General features: G+C 58.8%; 25 protein-coding genes. 6 read left to right on the top strand and 19 right to left on the bottom strand.

Going from position 1 to position 19,168, the window contains the following annotated elements:
- The first annotated feature begins 106 nt into the window (after positions 1-106).
- The gene (locus tag ACR0FB_RS18420; protein ID WP_480621571.1) at positions 107-1,771 is read left to right on the top strand and encodes a tetratricopeptide repeat protein; all 1,665 of its coding nucleotides are present in this window, start codon (positions 107-109) and stop codon (positions 1,769-1,771) included.
- A gap of 334 nt (positions 1,772-2,105) precedes the next feature.
- Here ACR0FB_RS18420 and ACR0FB_RS18415 read toward each other — a convergent pair whose 3' ends face one another.
- The gene (locus ACR0FB_RS18415) at positions 2,106-2,915 is read right to left on the bottom strand and encodes a division plane positioning ATPase MipZ (protein ID WP_152457022.1); all 810 of its coding nucleotides are present in this window, start codon (positions 2,913-2,915) and stop codon (positions 2,106-2,108) included.
- 217 nt (positions 2,916-3,132) lie between these two features.
- On the opposite strand from ACR0FB_RS18415, the gene ACR0FB_RS18410 reads away from it, so the two are divergent.
- Together ACR0FB_RS18410 and ACR0FB_RS18405 are read left to right on the top strand one after the other, a co-directional pair.
- On the top strand, positions 3,133-4,020 hold the full coding sequence (locus ACR0FB_RS18410) for an AEC family transporter (protein WP_171724819.1): 888 nt from the start codon (positions 3,133-3,135) through the stop codon (positions 4,018-4,020).
- 77 nt (positions 4,021-4,097) lie between these two features.
- Complete coding sequence (locus tag ACR0FB_RS18405; protein ID WP_480621570.1) at positions 4,098-5,705, top strand: MFS transporter; 1,608 nt, start codon at positions 4,098-4,100, stop codon at positions 5,703-5,705.
- On the opposite strand, the gene ACR0FB_RS18400 is transcribed toward ACR0FB_RS18405, so the two are convergent.
- From ACR0FB_RS18400 to rplS, 3 genes are all read right to left on the bottom strand, one after another.
- Positions 5,702-5,929: a hypothetical protein gene (locus tag ACR0FB_RS18400; protein ID WP_171637644.1), complete on the bottom strand. Its 228-nt coding sequence runs from the start codon at positions 5,927-5,929 to the stop codon at positions 5,702-5,704. The two genes, ACR0FB_RS18405 and ACR0FB_RS18400, sit on opposite strands and share 4 nt — an antisense overlap.
- 174 nt (positions 5,930-6,103) lie before the next feature.
- Positions 6,104-6,325: a 50S ribosomal protein L31 gene (rpmE, locus tag ACR0FB_RS18395; RefSeq protein WP_050605278.1), complete on the bottom strand. Its 222-nt coding sequence runs from the start codon at positions 6,323-6,325 to the stop codon at positions 6,104-6,106.
- Between the two features lie 11 nt (positions 6,326-6,336).
- Positions 6,337-6,720 (bottom strand): 50S ribosomal protein L19, encoded by a 384-nt coding sequence (rplS, locus tag ACR0FB_RS18390; RefSeq protein WP_152457026.1) that lies wholly within the window; start codon positions 6,718-6,720, stop codon positions 6,337-6,339.
- A 370-nt stretch (positions 6,721-7,090) separates the two neighbouring features.
- Here rplS and ACR0FB_RS18385 point away from each other — a divergent pair, with 370 nt between their 5' ends.
- On the top strand, positions 7,091-7,891 hold the full coding sequence (locus ACR0FB_RS18385) for a glycoside hydrolase family 25 protein (protein ID WP_480621569.1): 801 nt from the start codon (positions 7,091-7,093) through the stop codon (positions 7,889-7,891).
- 89 nt (positions 7,892-7,980) lie between these two features.
- Here ACR0FB_RS18385 and ACR0FB_RS18380 read toward each other — a convergent pair whose 3' ends face one another.
- The 12 genes from ACR0FB_RS18380 to ffh form a co-directional block, all read right to left on the bottom strand.
- A complete protein-coding gene (locus tag ACR0FB_RS18380) occupies positions 7,981-8,313 on the bottom strand; it encodes a hypothetical protein (protein ID WP_480621568.1) in 333 nt (110 codons plus the stop codon).
- A gap of 133 nt (positions 8,314-8,446) precedes the next feature.
- Positions 8,447-9,256: a tRNA (guanosine(37)-N1)-methyltransferase TrmD gene (trmD, locus tag ACR0FB_RS18375; RefSeq protein ID WP_480492336.1), complete on the bottom strand. Its 810-nt coding sequence runs from the start codon at positions 9,254-9,256 to the stop codon at positions 8,447-8,449.
- Positions 9,253-10,068 carry a hypothetical protein gene (locus ACR0FB_RS18370; protein ID WP_171724823.1) on the bottom strand — a complete coding sequence of 272 codons (816 nt, stop codon included), beginning with the start codon at positions 10,066-10,068 and terminating at the stop codon, positions 9,253-9,255. The genes trmD and ACR0FB_RS18370 overlap by 4 nt, the downstream gene beginning before the upstream one ends.
- Complete coding sequence (gene rimM / locus ACR0FB_RS18365) at positions 10,068-10,571, bottom strand: ribosome maturation factor RimM (protein ID WP_171120329.1); 504 nt, start codon at positions 10,569-10,571, stop codon at positions 10,068-10,070. Before rimM ends, ACR0FB_RS18370 begins: the two co-directional genes overlap by 1 nt.
- The gene (locus ACR0FB_RS18360) at positions 10,564-10,713 is read right to left on the bottom strand and encodes a hypothetical protein (protein ID WP_162896811.1); all 150 of its coding nucleotides are present in this window, start codon (positions 10,711-10,713) and stop codon (positions 10,564-10,566) included. The genes rimM and ACR0FB_RS18360 overlap by 8 nt, the downstream gene beginning before the upstream one ends.
- A 6-nt stretch (positions 10,714-10,719) precedes the next feature.
- Entirely contained in the window at positions 10,720-11,355 is a 636-nt protein-coding gene (bluB, locus tag ACR0FB_RS18355; RefSeq protein WP_480492340.1) for a 5,6-dimethylbenzimidazole synthase, read from the bottom strand.
- Between the two features lie 12 nt (positions 11,356-11,367).
- A complete protein-coding gene (rpsP, locus tag ACR0FB_RS18350) occupies positions 11,368-11,757 on the bottom strand; it encodes a 30S ribosomal protein S16 (protein WP_010437590.1) in 390 nt (129 codons plus the stop codon).
- Positions 11,758-11,853: 96 nt separating this feature from the next.
- Positions 11,854-12,150 (bottom strand): chorismate mutase, encoded by a 297-nt coding sequence (locus tag ACR0FB_RS18345; RefSeq protein WP_170344783.1) that lies wholly within the window; start codon positions 12,148-12,150, stop codon positions 11,854-11,856.
- Positions 12,147-12,686 (bottom strand): GNAT family N-acetyltransferase, encoded by a 540-nt coding sequence (locus tag ACR0FB_RS18340; protein WP_171724827.1) that lies wholly within the window; start codon positions 12,684-12,686, stop codon positions 12,147-12,149. The genes ACR0FB_RS18345 and ACR0FB_RS18340 overlap by 4 nt, the downstream gene beginning before the upstream one ends.
- Positions 12,683-13,234 carry a GNAT family N-acetyltransferase gene (locus tag ACR0FB_RS18335; RefSeq protein WP_171724828.1) on the bottom strand — a complete coding sequence of 184 codons (552 nt, stop codon included), beginning with the start codon at positions 13,232-13,234 and terminating at the stop codon, positions 12,683-12,685. The genes ACR0FB_RS18340 and ACR0FB_RS18335 overlap by 4 nt, the downstream gene beginning before the upstream one ends.
- A complete protein-coding gene (locus ACR0FB_RS18330) occupies positions 13,231-13,743 on the bottom strand; it encodes a GNAT family N-acetyltransferase (RefSeq protein WP_480621567.1) in 513 nt (170 codons plus the stop codon). Before ACR0FB_RS18330 ends, ACR0FB_RS18335 begins: the two co-directional genes overlap by 4 nt.
- A gap of 41 nt (positions 13,744-13,784) precedes the next feature.
- Positions 13,785-15,281, bottom strand: a complete 1,497-nt coding sequence (ffh, locus tag ACR0FB_RS18325) for a signal recognition particle protein (RefSeq protein WP_480621566.1) — start codon at positions 15,279-15,281, stop codon at positions 13,785-13,787.
- A 251-nt stretch (positions 15,282-15,532) separates the two neighbouring features.
- On the opposite strand from ffh, the gene ACR0FB_RS18320 reads away from it, so the two are divergent.
- A complete protein-coding gene (locus tag ACR0FB_RS18320; RefSeq protein ID WP_171637624.1) occupies positions 15,533-16,420 on the top strand; it encodes a sulfotransferase domain-containing protein in 888 nt (295 codons plus the stop codon).
- Here the strand turns inward: ACR0FB_RS18320 and ACR0FB_RS18315 are convergent.
- Entirely contained in the window at positions 16,417-16,941 is a 525-nt protein-coding gene (locus ACR0FB_RS18315; RefSeq protein WP_480621565.1) for a hypothetical protein, read from the bottom strand. The genes ACR0FB_RS18320 and ACR0FB_RS18315 overlap by 4 nt on opposite strands.
- 279 nt (positions 16,942-17,220) lie before the next feature.
- Between ACR0FB_RS18315 and ACR0FB_RS18310 the strand changes: the two genes are divergently transcribed.
- Positions 17,221-17,751, top strand: coding sequence for a prolyl-tRNA synthetase associated domain-containing protein (locus ACR0FB_RS18310; protein WP_480492345.1), 531 nt, complete (start codon positions 17,221-17,223; stop codon positions 17,749-17,751).
- Here ACR0FB_RS18310 and ACR0FB_RS18305 read toward each other — a convergent pair whose 3' ends face one another.
- Entirely contained in the window at positions 17,752-18,489 is a 738-nt protein-coding gene (locus tag ACR0FB_RS18305) for an aspartate/glutamate racemase family protein (RefSeq protein ID WP_171724833.1), read from the bottom strand. It abuts the gene before it with no gap.
- Positions 18,490-18,559: 70 nt separating this feature from the next.
- Positions 18,560-19,141 carry an FMN-dependent NADH-azoreductase gene (locus ACR0FB_RS18300; protein WP_171724834.1) on the bottom strand — a complete coding sequence of 194 codons (582 nt, stop codon included), beginning with the start codon at positions 19,139-19,141 and terminating at the stop codon, positions 18,560-18,562.
- Positions 19,142-19,168: the final 27 nt, after the last annotated feature.

Raw genomic sequence — 19,168 nt, 5'->3', positions numbered from 1 at the left:
TTCCCGTAGCTCTCTGAGTGCTTAATTTATAGGAACTTTTTACGGGACCGGGACTCTTCAGTTGGGCTTTTCGGAAAATGACATTCGGGCGCAGTTGCACCGCCTTTTGAAGCATCAAGATTTCACCGCCACACCCCAGCGCCGCGCTTTTCTGTCTTATATCGTGGATGAGTATCTGGCCGGGCGCGCGGACCAAATCAAAGGCGTGTCCATCGCCATGTCCGTTTTCGGCCGGGATGAAACCTTCGATCAGCAAATTGATCCGATTGTCAGGCTTGAAGCGAGGCGACTGCGTCAAGATATAGACGGCTACTATGCTGGACCCGGCCGATCAGATCCCATTCGATTGACCATTCCCAAGGGCGGCTATGCCCCAAGGTTTGAAAGCGTTGCCCCCCCGGCGGAACCAGTACCGGCACAGCCTGCGCCCCCTCATGTTTCCGGCTTCGGCCCCCGGCGATTTTTCAGGGCTGGGTTGGCTGTTTTCGGGGCTTTGGTGCTTTGCGCCTTGATCTGGGTTTCTTTTTTTGCGTCGTCCACAAAAACGGCTCAGCTCTCGGTTCAACCGTTGCCGCAGGGTCCTGTGGTTGCGGTACTGCCATTCGACACTCTGGGTGAGGGGCCAAGCTATTTCGCCGATGGCATTACACAGCAACTGACCAGCGAGCTGGTCCGGTTTCGTGATATTTGGGTTCTCCCTTTGGGCAGCGTGCGGAGGTTTTCGCAAGGGGGCACGGATTCACAAGCTTTGCGCGCAGAGTTCGACGCGGATTTCGCGCTGGAAGGCAGTGTCATGGACATGGGCGACACGGTAGAATTGTCTGCCCGTCTCATAGACCTCAAGAGCCAGCGCTACATCTGGGTTCACGAATACAAGGTTGGCAGCTCACCCAGTGACATCTATGCCGCGCAAGACATGGTCATACAGGATGTGATCGGAAAACTTGCGGGTAAATACGGTGTTCTTACGCAAGACGCGATGAAGAAGGCGGCGCGCACCCCGCCCGGAAACCGTGATGCCCTTGACTGCGTGTTGAGTTACTACAGCTATCAGGTCACAATCGATCTTGATCGGCACCACGCAATCAAGGCCTGTATCCTGAGAGCGCTTGAACAAAACCCCGACTATGCCGAAGCGTGGGCAGTACTGTCCAACCTGTATCTTCAACAAGTCCGGTTTAGTCTTGGCGGGGACCGCCAAGATCTTTTTGCCGCCGCGGATGCGGCTGCGCGTCGGGCGGTGGAGATTGATCCAAATTTGGCTGCCGGGTATTTGATGCTGGCCAACATGCGCTTTGTTCTTGGCGATATTCAGGGGTTTCGCCAGGCGGGTCAGGTCGCAATTGATCTGAGCCCGAATGACACGGCTGTTCTGGCGCATTACGGAATGAGATTGGCCTTCAGTGGCGAATGGGACGAAGGGCTGACCTTCGTGGAACGGGCCATCGCCCTGAACCCGGTCCATCCGCACTGGTATCGTTTCCCGCGTGTCATTTATGAGTTCGATCAGGGAAACCACCAGCAGGCCCTGACAATTCTGGATCAAATCGACATGCCGAACTTCTTTTGGACGCATCTGTGGGGGGCTGCCTTGAATGGTGAGTTGGGGAATCAAGAAGCGGCCCAGGCGTCATTGAATGAACTGCGGGCGCTACAGCCAAATTTCGCATCAAAGGCGCGGGACATTTTTTCAATCTGGCAATTCGATGACTCGTTTCAGAGGAAACTGATGAACAGTCTTCGTAAAGCCGGCCTGCAAGCCGAAGCTTGACGACATCTGACCGAAGGAAATCTTCGAAGCCGGGAATTCTGAATGCCGTCGCCCCCGAGCCGTGCCGAGGTGTCGGCGGCGGGCTCGACCGTCACGTCGCCGAAGATCAGCCGCAGCTGACCGCCCGGCTTTCACCGCATCCGGCCACCGACGAAGCCCGCTCTCGGAGATCCCTTCGCCATGCGATCCGGGAAATGCAGTCTGAGCATCCAACGCAAAACGTACTCTCCGTCATGAGATAGACATCGCCTCGCGGGTCGGCCAGGGCGAGCTGTGTGACGCTCAGCCGCCGCGCAGCTCACTTTGTCGGCATGGCGGTCGCCGGGACAGCTGATCAGAAATCAATCTCTACACCCGGCAGGTTCAGCTCTTTCATCATGTCACGCAATTCCTGCCGGGCGGCGATGTTCGAGATGTTCAGCTGTTTGACGCCTATGTCCTTCAGGTCCAACAGGGTCAGGCCGCGCGGGAACAGTTCGCGGAAGATAACCCTCTCGGAAAAGCCCGAGGCGACGCGGAAGCCGATGCGCTGGGACAGCATTTCGATCGCGCGTTGCATCTTTTCCTTGTTGACCATGCGCTGCGTACCGACCCGGTTGCGGACAACGACCCAGTCGATCGGCTTCAGCCCCGCCTGTGCCCGCAGTTGACGAGCGTTCCAGACCATTTCGGAATAGACGGACGGGCCAAGGATTTTTTCGCCCTTCGAGTCGATCCGCGCCAAAAGGTCGAAGTCAATGAAGCTGTCGTTCAACGGGGTGATCAGGGTGTCGGCCAGCGAATGCGCCACCTGACTCAGACGGGTGTGAGACCCCGGGCAGTCGATCAGAATAAAGTCGCTGTCGCTTTCCAGCTGGGATACGGCAGCAGACAGGCGATGGTCATAGATGTTCTCGCCCGGTTTCAACGTTGCGGCATCGATCTCGGGCAGGTCGTGATGGCGCGGGCTGGGAAGGGTCAGGTCCGAGCTCTTGAGGAAGTTGTTGCGGTTCTCGAAGTATCGTCCCAGACTGCGCTGACGCAGATCCAGATCCAACGTGCTGACCTTGTGCCCCAATCGGGCCAGCGCGGTCGCCACATGCATCGACACGGTCGATTTGCCTGCGCCACCCTTTTCGTTCCCGACCACAATGATATGTGCCATGCTTGTATTCCCAAGTCCCGCCGTGCTTCACTACACGTTGTTGTCAGCCACTATATGTTGTGTCGGCGGCGAAGGAAAGAACCTCAAGCGGCGCTTTCGGGCAATATCAGACTCCAATCGGGAAAACCCAACGCCGTGCACGGGTTACACAGGGCGCTTGCCATTGCAATGGCACTGATTCACTGTCGACAAACGGTTTCGGCAAGGAGTTTTTTGCTTGGAGCACCTGTTCCTGAATGTTTTGAACGTGGTTCTGCCTGTCCTGATCTGCGCTGGTATTGGCTATGTTCTTGCCGTGATTCAGGCGCCTTTCGACAACAAGGTCATTGGCGGGATCGTCTCAAAAGTCGGCTATCCGACATTGATCATTTCTCATCTGTCGAGCACCAAACTGGCCGTGGGCACGTTTCTTGACATGATGACCGCCGCTGCCCTTGCGGTGGCCGGTTTCGGGGTGTTGGGGTATGTCGGGCTCAAGGCTCTTCGCTTGCCGGTGAGGGCCTTTCTGACGCCGTTGATGCACGGGAATGTCGGCAACATCGGCCTGCCAATCACTTTGCTGGCGCTGGGCGATGCAGGTATGGCCTATACCATGGCGTTCGTGGTGGTTGTGCTGATCAGCATCTTCACCGTCGGCATGTGGATCCCGGCCGGAGAATTCTCGCCCAAGAAACTGGCGACGTCCCCGATTATATATGCCGTGGGCCTCGCCCTGATCCTGATGGCAACGGGGCAGAGCCTGCCGCAACCGGTCGCAAAGTCCTTTGACATCTTGGGTGGATTGTCCATCCCGCTCATGCTGCTGACCCTGGGGCATACGCTCGCGACGCTGCGTGTGAAAAGCCTGGGTCGCGCGGTTCTGCTAACGGCCCTGCATCTGGCGATGGCGGTTGCAATTGCCAGTGTTCTGATCTGGTTGTTTGGTTTCACGGGAACCGAGCGGGGTGCGCTGATCCTGTGTTGCCTGATGCCTTCTTCCGTGGCGACTTATCTGTTTATCGACCAGCATGTTCCGGAATACGGGCCGGATGTGGCGGGGTTCATTCTTGTCTCGACGCTCGGTACTGTGCTGGTGCTGCCCGTTGCGCTGTCTTACTGGATCTGACGCAACTCTATGCGCAGGGCCAGAAATCGTTAAACTGATGATGATTGTATTTAACATTCTTGGTCAGTGGGTGTTTTATGGCCGATGAGAGCTCGGCAAGTGTATCTCCGCAGTCCCGCGCCCGCGTGGTGCTGGCCATGACGGCCATCTGCATGATGGTCGTGGGGTTCAACACCACCGCTGTGTCCACCATATTGCCCAATCTCAGGGCCGAGTTCGATTTGACCCCGTCAGGTTTGCAATGGGTGATGGCCACGTATTCCGTGACCAGCGCCACACTTGTCTGCATCGTCAGCCGGCTGGGTGACATTACCGGCAAGATGGGCGTGTTCTTTTTTGGCATGATCGTCTTTGCAATCGGGTCTGCCTTTGCCCTGTTGGCGCAGGATGGGGCGATGCTGCTTATCGGGCGCGGCGCGCAAGGCGCGGGCGCGGCTGCTTTGTTCGGCACGTCCCTGTCACTGTTGACGGCGGCCACGCCTGAAGAGCAGCGCGCCAGCGTTACCGGCGTCTGGGGGGCGATTGTCGGTCTGGCGATCGGTGTCGGGCCCATCGTCGGTGGCGCTTTCGGCCACTATGTCAGCTGGCGCGCCGTCTTTGCAGCCGACCTGGTTCTGCTGGCTGTGGCCTTTGCCATCGGGCTGCATGTCAGCAAACGGAAATACGTTCCCGATACCCGCCTTGCCGGGGCAAAGTTCGATTATGCGGGGGCCGTTGCCATTCTGTTTTTCCTCGGGCCATTGTCCTTTGCGCTCAGCAACGGGGAAAGCGGCGGGTGGACTTCGCCTTTGACACTGGTGCCCCTGGTCGTGGCGGCCGTGTCGACAATTGCCCTTGTCATCGTATCCCGCCGCAGCGACGATCCTTTGATCGAGCTTCGGTACTTTCGCCATCCGCGTTATCTGATGGCTGCGGCGGGGATGTTCTTTACTGGCTTCACGCTGTTCTGCTTCTTCGTCTATTTCAATACATTCGTCCAATCGCCCGATGCCTTTGGGTATTCGTCCATCGGTGCGGGGCTGGCGATCATGCCGCTCAGCCTCAGCATGTTTTTGATATCGGCCACCGCACCCCGCTTTCTTGCCCCCTACAGCTTTCAATGGCCGATCGCCATTGGCCTGGGGGCGATGGCCTGCGGGTTCCTGCTGCTGATGACAACAACGAACACAACGCAGTTTTCCGAAATCTGGTGGAAGCTGCTGATCGTCGGTGTCGGGTTGGGCATCTGCTTTTCGCTGTTGCCACGTCTGGGTCTGCGCCTGCTGCCCGAGCAGCATGTGGGGCAGGGTTCTGGGGTCATCAACGCCTGTCTCTACTTCGGAGCAACCCTTGGTGCCGTGGTGGGCGGTCTGGCTGAAGCGATTACCAGACGCCGAGGTCTGTCCGAGGTGATCGACGCGTTGCCTGCCGGGTCAACCCAGCGCGAGAATCTGGCCCATGCGCTGACACACGGAACGCCGAACCAGATACAGCAATTGATCTCGGGGATGGATCCGACTGCGGGAGACACATTGGCGAAGGCCCTGCGGGATGTGCAGGACAACGCCTTTGACAATGCCATGTTAGTTGCCGCGATTGCGGCACTGGCCGGAATGACACTGGCGCTGATGTTGTTGCGCGGGCCGGTTCCCCCTGTACACAGTGCGGCGGCATTGACCCGCAATCCGCGACAACCAAGCCCCTAACCGCCGAGGTAAACCCCTTTCTGCGGGCGAAAAAAGACCTTCTGATCGTGTAGCTTGCCCAGAAGTTCGTGAATGCGCCTCAACGTGTCTTCCCGGTCGGTCCTGCTGTCCTCTGGTTCATCCGAAGCAACATGTGACAACGAAGCGATCGAGTCGCGCAACGCCGTTTCAATCAGATCCATATCATCGACTGAAAGCTCGATCATGTCATTGTACTGGGGCATGTCCGGATCTCCGTGGAAGCTGAGCGTTGGTCAACCGGAGTGTAGCATCCCTGGGCCTTTGCCAAAACGCATCTTGTTCGGTTAGTCCGGTTTCGCGTCCATAAGACACATGGAAGCTTCCAACAAAAAGGCCGCCCCCAAGGGACGGCCTTTCGAAATCGAAACCGGTCAGACTTAGAAGCCCAGACCTTCGTATTTCTTTTTGAATTTCGACACGCGGCCGCCGGCGTCCATCAGGCGCGACGAACCACCAGTCCATGCAGGGTGCACGGAGGGGTCGATTTCCAGAGCCAGCTGGTCGCCTTCGGCGCCCCAGGTGGATTTCATCTGAACCACGGTGCCATCGGTCATTTTGACGTCGATGACGTGATAATCGGGATGGATGTCTTTTTTCATCTTTCCGTTCCTTACGCTTCGGCGCCAGCCTTGGGCTTGTAGTTCGTGACCTCTGCGATACGTGCGGATTTACCGCGGCGGGTGCGCAGATAGTACAGTTTGGCGCGACGAACGCGGCCACGGCGGACAACGGTGATGCTGTCGATGTTGGTCGAATACAGCGGGAACACACGCTCCACGCCTTCGCCGAACGAAATCTTGCGAACGGTGAACGAACCGGCAATGCCATTGCCGTTGTTGCGCGCGATGCAGACGCCTTCGTAGTTCTGCACACGGGTGCGCGACCCTTCGGTCACCTTATAGCCGACACGAATGGTGTCACCGGCCTTGAAGTCGGGGATGTCTTTCCCCAGGGCGGCAATCTGTTCCGCCTCAAGCTGTGCGATAAGATCCATCGCAGGTACTCCTATATGCTCGTGGTTGGCCCACGAAGTTTGGGCACGGCCTGAGAGCTCTTGGTCTTCACCGGGTCCTGCATGCAGCCCGCCAGAGGTCAGATCGAATGTTCCTTTGGTCTGGTTTGATCTGACACATCCCCGCCGAAGAAAGCCGGGCTTTAAGCCGATAATCAAACCAAAACACCGGAGTCGCAGAATGCGGCACCGGATTGCGGTCGTTTAAGGGTATTGAGTGCCGGGATCAAGAACAAATCGTATGGCGAAGCAGTGGGAATCCGCCTTTCGAAAATCCCACCGTTGCCACAGCGGTCAGATCAGGCATTCTGAAGGAAATTGAAAGAGCAGAAATTTCAGACAGGATCCCATGATGCGAATTGCACTTATGCTGACGATTGCAACCGCTTTGCTTATGTCGTGCGGACGCGGCGGCCCGAAACCGCAGGTCGTGGAGCCCACGCCTGGCGTGGACAGGACGGCACCGTCCGTAATCTATCCTGATTTTGGGGACGCCGATCCGCATGAGTGGGAAGGCCGTCACCCTGGCTTGTATCCGATCCACGGGCTTGACGTCTCGCGCTGGCAGGGACCGATAGACTGGCGTACGGCCAAAGCTTCGGGCGTAAGCTTTGCATTTCTGAAAGCAACCGAAGGCGGCGATGTGGCGGATCCATTGTTCGACGACCACAGGCGCGGTGCTCAGGCAGCGGGCGTGCCGTGGGGGGCTTATCATTACTATTATTTCTGCCGATCGGCCCAGGAACAGGCGCGTTGGTTCATTCAGAACGTCCCGAAAGGGGCAGATCTGCCGCATGTTCTTGACATGGAGTGGACGCCGCGTTCCAAGACCTGCACGTTGCGGCCCGATGGCAGAACCGTCCGCGCCGAAGCGCAGCGCTTTCTGGGCATTCTCGAACGGCATTATGGCCGGCGTCCCATCGTCTATACGACAGTGGATTTCTTTGCGGATACGGATATCGGGCGTTTGCCCAAAACCGAGTTCTGGTTGCGATCCGTCGCAGGCCATCCGCGTCAGGTCTATCCCCGCACAGTCTGGCGGTTTTGGCAATACACCGGCACCGGGCTGGTGCCGGGGGTTCAGGGCAGGGTGGACATCAACACGTTCAACGGCACCCCAGAAACTTGGGCCAGCTGGAAAGCGCGCCGCTAGTTTTTGGCTGTTCCGTAGGTTTCGATAGTGCCGCCCCCGACCAGGTGGTCCAGCCGCCGTTCGCGTTCATCACCAAAGGCGTTGCGCACTCAGAACGATTCACCCGCGGTCAGTTCGCGCCGCTCGAAACCGCGTGCGCGCAGGCAGCGATCAACCTGATCGATTTCGCCCTGATGACGCAGCTCGTCCTGAAATGGCGCGGTGACCGCAGGCCCGATGATAATGCCCCAAAGCAGGATATTGGTTGCATAACCGCCAATTACGGCGCTGTTGCCGCCCTCGTCAGCTTCCTGAGAGCAGGAATCAACGGCAACCTTCGCAGAGTGCAGATTGTGACCGGCTTGCGTCGGAACGGACATCCCAAGCGGTTTGGTGGTACAGGCGGAGACAACCAGTAACGTGCCAAGCAATAGCTTTTTCATAATGCCTTCTATTTCACTTCTTATTACCCAAAAACCAATGGGGCATGGAAGTGAATAAGTTTAGGTGTGTTCAACTTCAAATGGCATTCTGACAAACATCGAAACTGAGGCATCCCGGCCACAACGAGCGGGTCTAGTCCTGGGTTTCCGATGTGGCTTTGACATATTCCGCCCAGATATCAGGACGCCGTTCGCGCGTGATGTCTTCTGCCATTTTATGCCGCCATTCCGCGATCCGGCCATGATGGCCCGACATCAGAACCTCGGGGATCGGGCGCCCTTTCCAATTTGCGGGGCGGGTATACTGGGGGTGTTCCAGCAAACCCGAGGCAAAACTTTCCTCTTCTGTCGAAGCCTGATTTCCAAGCACTCCGGGAATCAGCCGTACCGTGGCATCGATCAGGGCTTGTGCCGCGATTTCGCCGCCGGTCATGACGAAATCACCCAACGATACCTCTTGAACGCCGTAATGTTCCAAAACGCGCTCGTCCACGCCTTCAAAACGACCGCACAGAAGGGTCATGCCGTCACAACGGGCAAGATTCTGCATCATGCGCTGGTCCATGCGACGCCCGCGCGGGCTGAGGTAGATCAGCGGCCAGTTTCCTTGAATGCCTGCCATCGCATGTTCGATCGCGTCACCCAGAACATCGGCCCGCAGAACCATGCCCGCGCCACCCCCGGCCGGGGTGTCATCAACATTGCGATGTTTGCCTATTCCGAACTGTCGCAGATCCACTGTTTCCAGTTGCCAAAGCCCCTCCTGCAAGGCCTTGCCTGTCAGGCTTTCACCCAGAACACCGGGAAAGGCGGACGGGAACAAAGTGATGATCTTGGCTTTCCAGACCCCGTGCAGATCAGGGCTCGGCGTCATCAGCTCGCGTGGTTTCAGGGAAGGACGGATCGCCTTGCGGCCGTGGGATCTGCTGGGTTTCTCTGTCATGTCTGGCGGGCCAGTTCGTTCTGTGCGGATTGAATCAGAGCTTTCTTCTGGGTGATCATGGCGGCGTCGTCCAGCGAGGATCGGTTCAGCGCCAGGATTTCCTGTAGCACATCGTCTGAAAATGTTGGCGTGCCATGTGCAGGCCCGACAAGCTGTGACGAAAGCTCGGGTGGCAGGTTCAAAAATTCGGCCAACGGCGCACCTGCACCAAGGCGGTGGTTCTGCAACGCTTCCATCCACTCTGTTCTGACCGTAACGGATGGCAGCCGATTCCGGACCGCATCAGCAGTTTCCTTAAGGGATGGCAAATGGGCAAGTTCGGAGGAAAAGGCGTCCAAATCCTGCACCATGCGTGATTTCTGCAAGTCGTGTGCCCACAGGCTCCGCAGCCATTGATCGCGGGCGCGCAAGGATATGTAGATCGTGATGTCGGTTTCATGACCCAGAAACCGACGCCGCACGACGCTGACCAGAGTTTCCGCCAGTTCCGGTGCAGCACCGTATCCTTCTCGCTTGTTTCTGCTGGGGCGCAAGCCTGCGAAATTCTCTTCGCTCAGGATCAACCCCCGGCGTGCGCCGAAATCCAGATCGTCCAGAAACGCGTGCAGGTGGCTTCCAAAACCCGCCAATGTGGAATCCAGCCGGTAAAGCGAGTGACGCGTGGCGCTCTCGCTCAAGCCGCTGTTGCGCGTTTTGTAGGGCAGTACCAACGCGAAGCGCGGCCAGATCAGTTTCCGGTTTTCATGGAGGAAGGACTGTGCTGCGGTCATGCCTGTCTTGTGCAGGCCCAGATGCAGCAGGACCCGACGCATCAGATCAGGCCTTCGGGCGGGTCGGCCACGATACGGCCTTGTTCCAGATCCACCGTGGGCACAACTTGCATCGTGAAAGGCAGCAAAACCGTGGTTTTCAGGCCCGGCCCGTGCAATTCCAACAAGTCCGCGGCGCCGTGGTTCTGCACCGATTTGACCTTGCCCAGCAAGGTGCCTCCGGTGTCATAGACATCCAGCCCGATCAGATCGTTGTGGTAGAATTCATCATCGGGCAGCGACGGCAGCTGATCGCGCCTTGCATAAAGGCGCAACCCATTCAGGGCATCCGCCTGTTCCTTGGTTTCAACGCCACCAAGGCGGGCCGCGAATCCGTTCTTGATGGCGCGCGTCAGTACCACCGGATAACGCTCTTTGCCCGCTTCATCGGTCAGCGGCGAATAGGTCTCGATATCTTCGGGAACGGCGCAAAAGCTTTTCAGCCTCACCTCGCCTCGCACACCGTAAGCCCCCGCAATGCTGCCGACGCAGATCAGATCACTCATTGGCTGCCCCAGTCGTCAAACATATCCCGTTTCTCCATTCGCCAAGCCCGTTGCAGGCTTCACGCTGGTTGTTGCGCTCGAAGAACACGCCCACAATAAAGGCGATCAACAGCAGAATGGGAAGTCGTATCAATCCGAACATGAGGCCCTACCTTGTTTCGATCGTCAGGCCCTGCGCCCGGGTTTCCCAGCCGACCTGTTCCAGTTCAGGTGTATCCGACATCTGTTCCGGCCGGCCGACACAGAAATAGCCGATCAGGCGCCAGGTTTCAGGAGCATTCAGATCGCGCTTCATCTGGTCGGGATCCAGAATGGAAACCCAGCCCAGCCCCAGCCCTTCGACCCGAAGTGCAAGCCAGAACAAAGTGATCGCCGACACGACAGAGTAGCGCCGCATCTCGGGCATCGTGCCGGCGCCAAGTCCCAGCCCTTTTTCGGTGCTGTCGTCGCAGAAGACGGCCAGTTGCACAGGCGCTTCCTGCATCCCGGAAAGCTTCAGACTGCTGTATAGCTGCGCCTTGTCCCCCGAGTAGCCCGCCAAAGCGTGGTCATTGGCGGTGCGAAAATTCTTCAGCGCTGCGGCCCTTGCCGCTTCGCTTTCGACGCGGATCACGCGCCAGGGTTCGCTGAGCCCCACCGAAGGGGCCAGTCGAAATGCGTCGAGGCAGCGCGCCAGCACTGCCTCGTCAATCGTATCGGTGCGGAACCGGCGCACATCCCGCCGGAGCCGCAACAACAGGTCGAACCGCGTGCGAAAATCGTCTGTAAAGGAATGATCCCGCACGCGTGCGCCTGCTTATTCTTCTGCTGCGGCTTCTTCCGCCGGAGCAGCAGCGGCTTCGGCTGCTTCAGCGGCCTTGGCGGCTTTCTCTTCGGCGCGCTCCTGGGCTTTCTTGCCCGGAGTTCCCTTGTTGGGGTTGTTGCGCTCGGCCTTGTCACGGGCACCGGCCGCTTCCAGCATGCGTGCGATACGGTCGGTGGGCTGTGCGCCCTGATCCAGCCAGTACTGGATGCGCTCCATGTTCATTTTCACGCGCTCTTCACTGTCTTTCGGCAGCAGCGGGTTGTAGGTGCCCAGTTTCTCGATGAAACGGCCATCGCGCGGCATACGGCTGTCAGCCGCAACGATGCGATAGAAAGGACGTTTTTTCGAGCCGCCGCGGGCGAGACGAATTTTCATTGCCATGGTGGTATCTCCTTTGAATGGCATCACGCCAGAGGCGTGTCTTTGTTTGAGCCGGCGTGGGTGCCGGTTAGTTCTGGTGCTTGTTGAACCGGAGGTTCACTCTTGATGCTTCCGGTGGTGTCGGATGACTTCCTGAATGATGAAATTCAGGAAAGCCTTGGCGAAATCGGGGTCCAGATCGGCCTCATTCGCCAGGTCTTCTAACCGTGCGATCTGCGCAGCTTCGCGCGAGGGATCGGACGGGGGAAGGTCGTGTTCGGCCTTGAGCTTGCCAACGGCCTGCGTGTGCTTGAACCGCTCGCCAAGCGTGTAGACGAGGATCGCATCCAGCCTGTCGATGCTTTCGCGATGCTCTTTCAACAGCGTGGCAGCCTGTGTCACGGGGTTGGTCATTGGCCGGTCCTTTCGGTGGTCAAGTCAATCTGCGGATGGCGCCAGATCTGAGCGTGCTTGCCCAGAAGTTCGGCATTCTCAAGCTCCAGCGTTGCACCAAGCCGTTCAGCCAAAGCGCGCGAACGATCATTTGCATGGGCGATGTAAGAGATCACACCGTTCAGGCCCTGATGCCGGGCGGCATGATCACGCGCAGCCGATGCAGCTTCAAAGGCCAGCCCCTTGCCTTCGGCTTCTTCCATCAGGGTCCAACCCAGTTCCGGTTCGGCCCAGCCCGGTACGTAGATCATTCCGGCCCAGCCGACGAATGTGCCGCCGGCCTTTTCGGTCAGGTGCCACAGGCCATAACCCCGCAACGCCCAATGACCCAGCCGGTTCGACAGAGAGTTCCAGCATTCGAACGAATCCTTCGGGCCGCCCACCATATGGCTGCGCTCGGTCGCGAAGAATGCGGTCATTGCGGGCAGGTCATCCAGATGCGGCGCGCGCAGGATCAGGCGTTCGGTTTCAATGGTGGGAATGGTGAAAGAGGTCATGCGTATGCCTCCATTCCGCCATTCACCAGATCCGAGGGCGCCGGGTGCCGCCAGATTTCGGATTTTCCGTACTTGGGGTGGTCATAGTGATACTCGAACTGCGCGCCCAGACGCTTGGCCACGGCCTTGCTGGCGTGATTGTCCAGGTCGATCAGTGAGATCGCGGTTTCCCAGCCCAATACATCATAGGCGTAGGCGCGTGCGGTCAGCGCGGCCTCGGTCGCATAGCCCTTGCCGGTGGCGTGGTTCAACAGGGTCCAGCCAACTTCGGGTTCCGGCCAGCCTTCGGGAAACCAAAGCCCGATCCGCCCGACATAGGTGCCGGTGTCTTTTTCATCGACGCTCCAATACCCATAGCCGCGCAAAGCCCAGTGCCCCAGCAGCGAGGCGACCACCCGCCAAACCTCATCCTTCCGCAGAGGGCCGCCGACGAACTTGGCCGCATCGCTTGCAAAGAAGGCAGTGTCCGCATCGACATCGGCCTCGGACGGCGCGCGCAGGATCAGGCGTTCGGTTTCCAGCGTCGGGATCGGCAACGCGAATGTCATGCCTGCACCTCGCGGTAGCGCCAGACATGCTGGGTTGGCCCGAAGGCGCTTTCTGCATCGGCATCACGCGCTGCGCCCAGTCGTTGGGCAAGCGCGTTCGAACGGGCGTTGGATTGCGAAACATAGCTTACGAACTGCCCCGATCCCAGCAGGTCAAATCCGAAATCACGCACGGCGGCGCAAGCTTCGGTGGCATAGCCCTGCATCCGGTGTTCAGCGCCGAACATATAGCCAAGTTCCGGTTCGTGATCGTCCCATTCCAAGCCCAGAACGACGAAGCCAATGGCCTGATCATTTCCTTTGAGCGTGACCGTGAACAGGCCGTGACCATGCAGAAGCCAGCCCGCAGTATAATAGGAAAACTCGGTCCACGCGGCTTGCGCGGTGTCACCAAAGCTTTCTTTGCAGATCGACGTCCACACCGGCAGGTCGTCCAGTGTGGGCACGCGCAGTACCAGCCGCCGGGTCTGAATGACCGGCAGGGCTGCGCGATATTGCGCTGCTGCCATCGCCGCCTTTCCGGACGGGGGCTGGGTACAGCGTGCGGGGGTCACTTTTTCTTTCCGAACCCGCTCAGGCCCGGAGGCAGACCCATGCCGCCGCCCAGACCGGGCATTTTGCCACCCATGGCCTTGGCCGCCTGTTCCAGCGCCTTGGGGTCCATGCCTGCGGCCATCTCCTCGGGGCTGGGGCCGCCTTTGCCGAACATGCCTTTCATGGCCTGTTTCAGCATCTTGCCTTTGCCCATCTTGCCCATCTTCTTCATCATGTCCGACATCTGCCGGTGCATCTTGAGCAGCTTGTTGAGGTCGCTGACCTCCATCCCGGACCCCGCCGCGATGCGTTTCTTGCGGCTGGCCTGAAGGATCTGCGGGTTGGCGCGTTCGCGCTTGGTCATCGACTGGATCATGGCGATCTGCTGGCGCAGAATCCTGTCGTCCAGACCGGCCTGATCCATCTGCTTGGCCATCTTGCCCATGCCCGGCATCATACCCATCAGGCCCTGCATGCCGCCCATCTGGATCATCTGTTCCAGCTGCATTTTCAGGTCGTTCATGTTGAACTGACCCTTGACCATGCGCTTCATCATGCGCTCGGTCTGTTCCATCTCCATCGTTTCCTGGGCCTTTTCGACCAGGGCAACGATGTCACCCATGCCCAGAATCCGACCGGCGATCCGGTCCGGCTCGAAGGTTTCGAGCGCGTCCATCTTCTCGCCCAGACCGACAAAGCGGATCGGCTTGCCGGTGACTGCGCGCATCGACAGCGCCGCACCACCGCGCCCGTCGCCGTCCATCCGTGTCAGAACCACGCCCGAGATGCCGACCTTGGCGTCGAACTCTTCAGCGACCTCGACGGCGACCTGCCCGGTCAGGCCGTCAACCACCAGCAGCGTCTCGCGCGGGTCAACGGCGTTGCGGACCTGTTCGACCTCATCCATCAGGACTTCGTCGATGTGCAGACGACCCGCGGTGTCGAGCATGTACACGTCGTAGCCACCCAGCGTCGCCTGCTGTTTGGCGCGCTTGGCAATATCGACAGGTTTCTGGCCGGGAACGATCGGCAGGGTGTCCACTCCGATCTGGGTGCCCAGAACCGCCAGCTGATCCATCGCCGCCGGGCGGTAGACGTCCAGCGAGGCCATCAGGACCTTTTTGCCCTCTTTCTCTTTCAGACGTTTCGCCAGCTTGCCGGTGGTCGTCGTCTTACCCGAACCCTGCAAGCCGACCATCAGGATCGGTGCGGGCGGGTTGTCGATCTTCAGCGCACCGGGGTCTTCCTCGCCACGCAGGGTGTCAACCAAAGCGTCATGCACGATCTTGACGACCTGCTGACCGGGGGTGATCGACTTGGTGACTGCCTGACCGGTGGCCTGGCTTTGAACTTTCTTGACGAATTCCCTTGCAACCGGCAGCGAGACGTCGGCCTCAAGTAGGGCAACGCGGACCTCACGCAGGGCGGTTTTGACGTCTTCCTCGGACAGGGCGCCCTGTTTGGTCAACCGGTCGAAGACGCCAGAGAGGCGTTCGGATAGATTTTCAAACATGCCTGCGGCCTCCTTAGCCGGTTGTGATTTGGCGCCCCTTAGATAAGGGCAGACGGGTCAATGCACAAACGCCCCCACGGGCGAAACTCGCTGGTGGGGGGCGATCCCTGAACGACTCAAGGGACCGGAAGATCGAAAGGCTTCCGGATGTTTGGCGATCATCTACGCCTCTGGGCCGTGTGAGTCAAGATAAGCTATGTGAGTGTCACATTGCGGGCTATTCTGCGTGATTGAAGCTGAGGGAGGGGGCGATGAAGAATGGTCTGCCGCGAAAGACGACCGACTATGTCGGCGAAGTGACCAACACCGATATATGGTCCGGATTCGAGATCCGGCCCAGCGACGTCTTTGTGTGCACACCGCCCAAATGCGGCACCACTTGGACGCAAACACTGGTGCGCATGCTCATCACCGAAACGGCCGACCCCAGTGTGTACGACAACAGGGTCTCACCGTGGCTTGATTGCAGTTTTCGCGATCGGGTCGCGCAGGCGGATGAACTGAGCGCGCAAAGCCATCGGCGCTGTATCAAGACACATACCCCGCTTGATGGCATCTTGTTCTCGCCAAATGCGCAATATCTGGTTGTTCACCGCCACCCGGTTGACGTTCATTTTTCAATGCGCCGCCATGTCGAGAATATGAAGCATGACTGGCTTGATTACCTGTTCCCCGACGATCTGTCGGAAGCTTTCGACATGTTTTTGAACCGGCCCGCGTCGTCCAAGGGCACAGATGACCTGACCCTCAGATCGATCATTCATCACTTCCATTCCTTTTGGATGTATCGCGACCTGTCCAACATCCATTTTCTGCACTATGCCGAGCTCAGCCGGGATCTTCCGGGACAGGTCGCGCGGCTTGCACGGATCATGGACATCGAAATTAACCCGGATCTGGTCAAGGACATAGCCGGGGCCGGCAGTTTCGGATCGATGAAAAACAATGCCATACGTCTGGAGCAAACCCCCGGATTCACCAGCGGTTTTCACGACTTTGCGCAGTTCTTCTCTTCGGGCACAAGCAACAAGTGGGAAGGCAAGCTGACCGAGCAGGACATGGCGCGATATGACTCCTGCATGTCCCGGCTGGTCTCAGCCGAAGAACGATTGTGGCTGGAACGCGGCCTGACCTCTTAGTTCGTCCCGACTGCGCGACGGTCTTGGCCGGGCTTAGATGGAAGCCAGTCATTCACCGCCTCGGCCAACCGGCGAGAGCCGGAGCCGCTGGAAAACGCTTCGACAATGGGATGGCGGCCCGCGCTCATGCCTTTCTCAAGAACAAGGACCGGGCGATACAGCGTCGAGGTGCCGTTTTTGCTTCGGGATGTCGTGCTTTCGATTTCTGCGTGGGACAGGTTGGACAGTTTGTGTTCAACCGCTTCGTAACCAAAAACCGATTGGCGGCGGATCAGGATACTGTCCTTGTTCCGATCCAGAATGATCTGAACCCGTCTTACGAAAACGCAAAACGCACCAAACCCAAGACCTCCTCCGCCAAGGGCGAAGATCAGGCCGAACCAGATGCCTTCGCCGCCCGTGCTCATCAGAAAAATACTGGGGCCGACAAAGGCCAGAATGAAAATGACCAGCGTGATACCGATGAACCAGGGCGTATTGGCGATGATCAGTTGGTTCGGGGTGTCTCGGGTCACTTTCATGGCGGTACGCTAGCACCGTTCCAACACCCTGTTCCAGTTTGTTTCATCACCGTCTTGCGTGAAATCAGGCTGAAACGCGCGGGGCAAGGACAGCACCGTCCTTGATCTCGGGCAGTGTGGTTGGCGGGGTCAAGGCCAGGTTCGGCACGCCAGACACTGACTGCGCCAGTGATGCGCGCGATTTTCATTCGGGCGGGTGTCACCCTGGCAATTGTATGTCCCGCGCTTGAATTCCAAGCTTTGTTGCGCGATGAGCAATCCCAAAAAAGCGAGGGCTTCATGGACGCTTCATCCACCTATCAGGACACGTTGCCGCTGAGTTCGGACGCATTGCTGGCGCAGATGGAAGATTGGGGGCTGACCTATCGCCTGCATACCCATGTGCCATTGCGTACGGTTGAGGATGCAAAGGCGGTCGAAGACCAGTTCATGACACCGGGAGAGAACGCGCTGAGGGTCAAGAACCTGTACCTGCGCGACAAGAAAAAGCGCAACTTTCTGGTGACCTTGGAACAAAGTCGCGAGATTGATCTCAAGGCTTTGGGGGCCGAGTTGGGCATAGGCAACCTGTCCTTCGGCTCGGCGGACCGGTTGTTTCAGAATCTCGGCATACGCCCCGGCGCGGTCAGTCCGCTGGCGATGATCAACGGTGTTCAGAATGATGTCAGGTTCTTCATGGATGCGGCGGCACAGCAGGCCGAGGTGATTTACATGCACCCCCTTGTCAACGACCGCACCGTGGCCCTGACGCGGGCCGACATGATGGCCTTTTTCGAGCGCATCGGCTGCGCGGTCACGTGGTTGCCCTGATTACATCAGCGCCTCTTTCAATGCGGCGGCAACATGCGCGGCTGACGGGTTGACGAACAGATGCCCGTCAGCTTCGAACACCGGATCGTCCAGGTGGTTCGGAAAAGCCAGTGGAAGCTCGGTACAGGCCAGCAGGATCGCGGTTCCGGGGCTGGCGTGCTTGTCGCAAAACGCCAGCAGACGAGCGCGGGCCGTGTCGGTTGCACCACCATAGAAATCACTGTCGATCATGGCCTGCATCTGGGAAATCTCGGGTTCGGGCAACCGTTCATTCGCGGTAATGCCTTCGGCGGCCAGTCGATCCGCATAGTTGGTGGCCTGCATCGTCACGGTTGTTCCCAGGACCAGAGCCCGTGATGCGCCGGTACCTGCCGTCGCCTCGGCGGTTGCGTCAAAGATGTTGAGGATCGGCATCGAAACACCCTGCCGTATCGCGTGAAGCCGCGCATGGGGGGTGTTGGACGCGATAATGCCAAAATCGCACCCGGCGCGTTCGAGAGTCAGCAGGGCGTCGCGGAACACCGCGTCAAAATCCGCCCAGCTTGCCTCATCACCGGCGACACCGCGCAGGGCGCGCGTTCTGGCCTGCGTAACAGATTCGATGGTCATCGGTGGGATTGGCAAAGGCGAACCATGGCCGCGTTCCGCGTGATAACGCCCGGCCCCTTCGGCAATCGCCCGGTAATAATCGACGGTCGAGGCCCAGCCCACACCGCCCAGAATGCCGATTTTCTTCATGTGGCCCATCCAGTCTGCCTGTTTGCTCGCATGCAGACTGGACGTTTCCACGCTCGTTGGCCAGAGGCGATCAGGCTGCAAGCTCCGCAACCGCCTTGTGGGCATTTTCCAGCGCCGCATCCGGGTTCACGGCCATCTGATCAGCGGCGATGACGTCGATGTCATGAATGCCGATGAAACCCAGAACGTGGCGCGCGTAATTGGTGGCGAAATCAGCTTCGGATCCGACGGGAACACCGCCCGATGCGATGGCCAGAATCGCACGTTTCCCTTCCAGCAGGCCTTTGGGGCCGTTTTCCGTGTAGGAAAAGGTCAGGCCCGCGCGCGCCACGAGGTCGACCCAGGCCTTGAATGCGGCTGGCACCGAAAAGTTGTAGATCGGCAGGCCGATGACGATGGTGTCGGCCTCTTGCAGTTCGGAAACGAGTTCGTCCGACAGGGCCAGCCGGTCGCGCTGTAGATCGTCGCGCTGCTCGGCGGGGGTGAAATTGGCGGCGATCCAGTCTTCTGTCAGCAGGGGAAGGGGGGTGGCCAGATCGCGGCGGATGATACGGTCTGCGCCCAGTTGCTTGACCACACGGTCAGACAGATCGCGCGTGGTCGAGTTCACGCGGCGGGCGGATGAGTCGATGTGAAGGATCGTTTTGGTCATTGTTTTGGTCCTTTTGGTCAGGGGAAT

Source organism: Ruegeria sp. P10 (assembly GCF_056534925.1).
The sequence above is the reverse complement of the archived record's forward strand: the minus strand, read 5'-3'. Positions and strand labels throughout refer to the sequence as shown.

Bases quoted from the DNA above. Each gene is read 5' to 3' on its own strand.
- ACR0FB_RS18415 (WP_152457022.1), bottom strand. From the start codon at position 2,915: ATGGCACATATCATTGTGGTCGGGAACGAAAAGGGTGGCGCAGGCAAA.
- ACR0FB_RS18405 (WP_480621570.1), top strand. From the start codon at position 4,098: ATGGCCGATGAGAGCTCGGCAAGTGTATCTCCGCAGTCCCGCGCCCGC.
- ACR0FB_RS18400 (WP_171637644.1), bottom strand. From the start codon at position 5,929: ATGCCCCAGTACAATGACATGATCGAGCTTTCAGTCGATGATATGGAT.
- rpmE (WP_050605278.1), bottom strand. From the start codon at position 6,325: ATGAAAAAAGACATCCATCCCGATTATCACGTCATCGACGTCAAAATG.
- rplS (WP_152457026.1), bottom strand. From the start codon at position 6,720: ATGGATCTTATCGCACAGCTTGAGGCGGAACAGATTGCCGCCCTGGGG.
- ACR0FB_RS18385 (WP_480621569.1), top strand. From the start codon at position 7,091: ATGCGAATTGCACTTATGCTGACGATTGCAACCGCTTTGCTTATGTCG.
- ACR0FB_RS18380 (WP_480621568.1), bottom strand. From the start codon at position 8,313: ATGAAAAAGCTATTGCTTGGCACGTTACTGGTTGTCTCCGCCTGTACC.
- trmD (WP_480492336.1), bottom strand. From the start codon at position 9,256: ATGACAGAGAAACCCAGCAGATCCCACGGCCGCAAGGCGATCCGTCCT.
- ACR0FB_RS18370 (WP_171724823.1), bottom strand. From the start codon at position 10,068: ATGCGTCGGGTCCTGCTGCATCTGGGCCTGCACAAGACAGGCATGACC.
- rimM (WP_171120329.1), bottom strand. From the start codon at position 10,571: ATGAGTGATCTGATCTGCGTCGGCAGCATTGCGGGGGCTTACGGTGTG.
- ACR0FB_RS18360 (WP_162896811.1), bottom strand. From the start codon at position 10,713: ATGTTCGGATTGATACGACTTCCCATTCTGCTGTTGATCGCCTTTATT.
- rpsP (WP_010437590.1), bottom strand. From the start codon at position 11,757: ATGGCAATGAAAATTCGTCTCGCCCGCGGCGGCTCGAAAAAACGTCCT.
- ACR0FB_RS18345 (WP_170344783.1), bottom strand. From the start codon at position 12,150: ATGACCAACCCCGTGACACAGGCTGCCACGCTGTTGAAAGAGCATCGC.
- ACR0FB_RS18340 (WP_171724827.1), bottom strand. From the start codon at position 12,686: ATGACCTCTTTCACCATTCCCACCATTGAAACCGAACGCCTGATCCTG.
- ACR0FB_RS18335 (WP_171724828.1), bottom strand. From the start codon at position 13,234: ATGACATTCGCGTTGCCGATCCCGACGCTGGAAACCGAACGCCTGATC.
- ACR0FB_RS18330 (WP_480621567.1), bottom strand. From the start codon at position 13,743: ATGGCAGCAGCGCAATATCGCGCAGCCCTGCCGGTCATTCAGACCCGG.
- ffh (WP_480621566.1), bottom strand. From the start codon at position 15,281: ATGTTTGAAAATCTATCCGAACGCCTCTCTGGCGTCTTCGACCGGTTG.
- ACR0FB_RS18320 (WP_171637624.1), top strand. From the start codon at position 15,533: ATGAAGAATGGTCTGCCGCGAAAGACGACCGACTATGTCGGCGAAGTG.
- ACR0FB_RS18315 (WP_480621565.1), bottom strand. From the start codon at position 16,941: ATGAAAGTGACCCGAGACACCCCGAACCAACTGATCATCGCCAATACG.
- ACR0FB_RS18310 (WP_480492345.1), top strand. From the start codon at position 17,221: ATGGACGCTTCATCCACCTATCAGGACACGTTGCCGCTGAGTTCGGAC.
- ACR0FB_RS18305 (WP_171724833.1), bottom strand. From the start codon at position 18,489: ATGAAGAAAATCGGCATTCTGGGCGGTGTGGGCTGGGCCTCGACCGTC.
- ACR0FB_RS18300 (WP_171724834.1), bottom strand. From the start codon at position 19,141: ATGACCAAAACGATCCTTCACATCGACTCATCCGCCCGCCGCGTGAAC.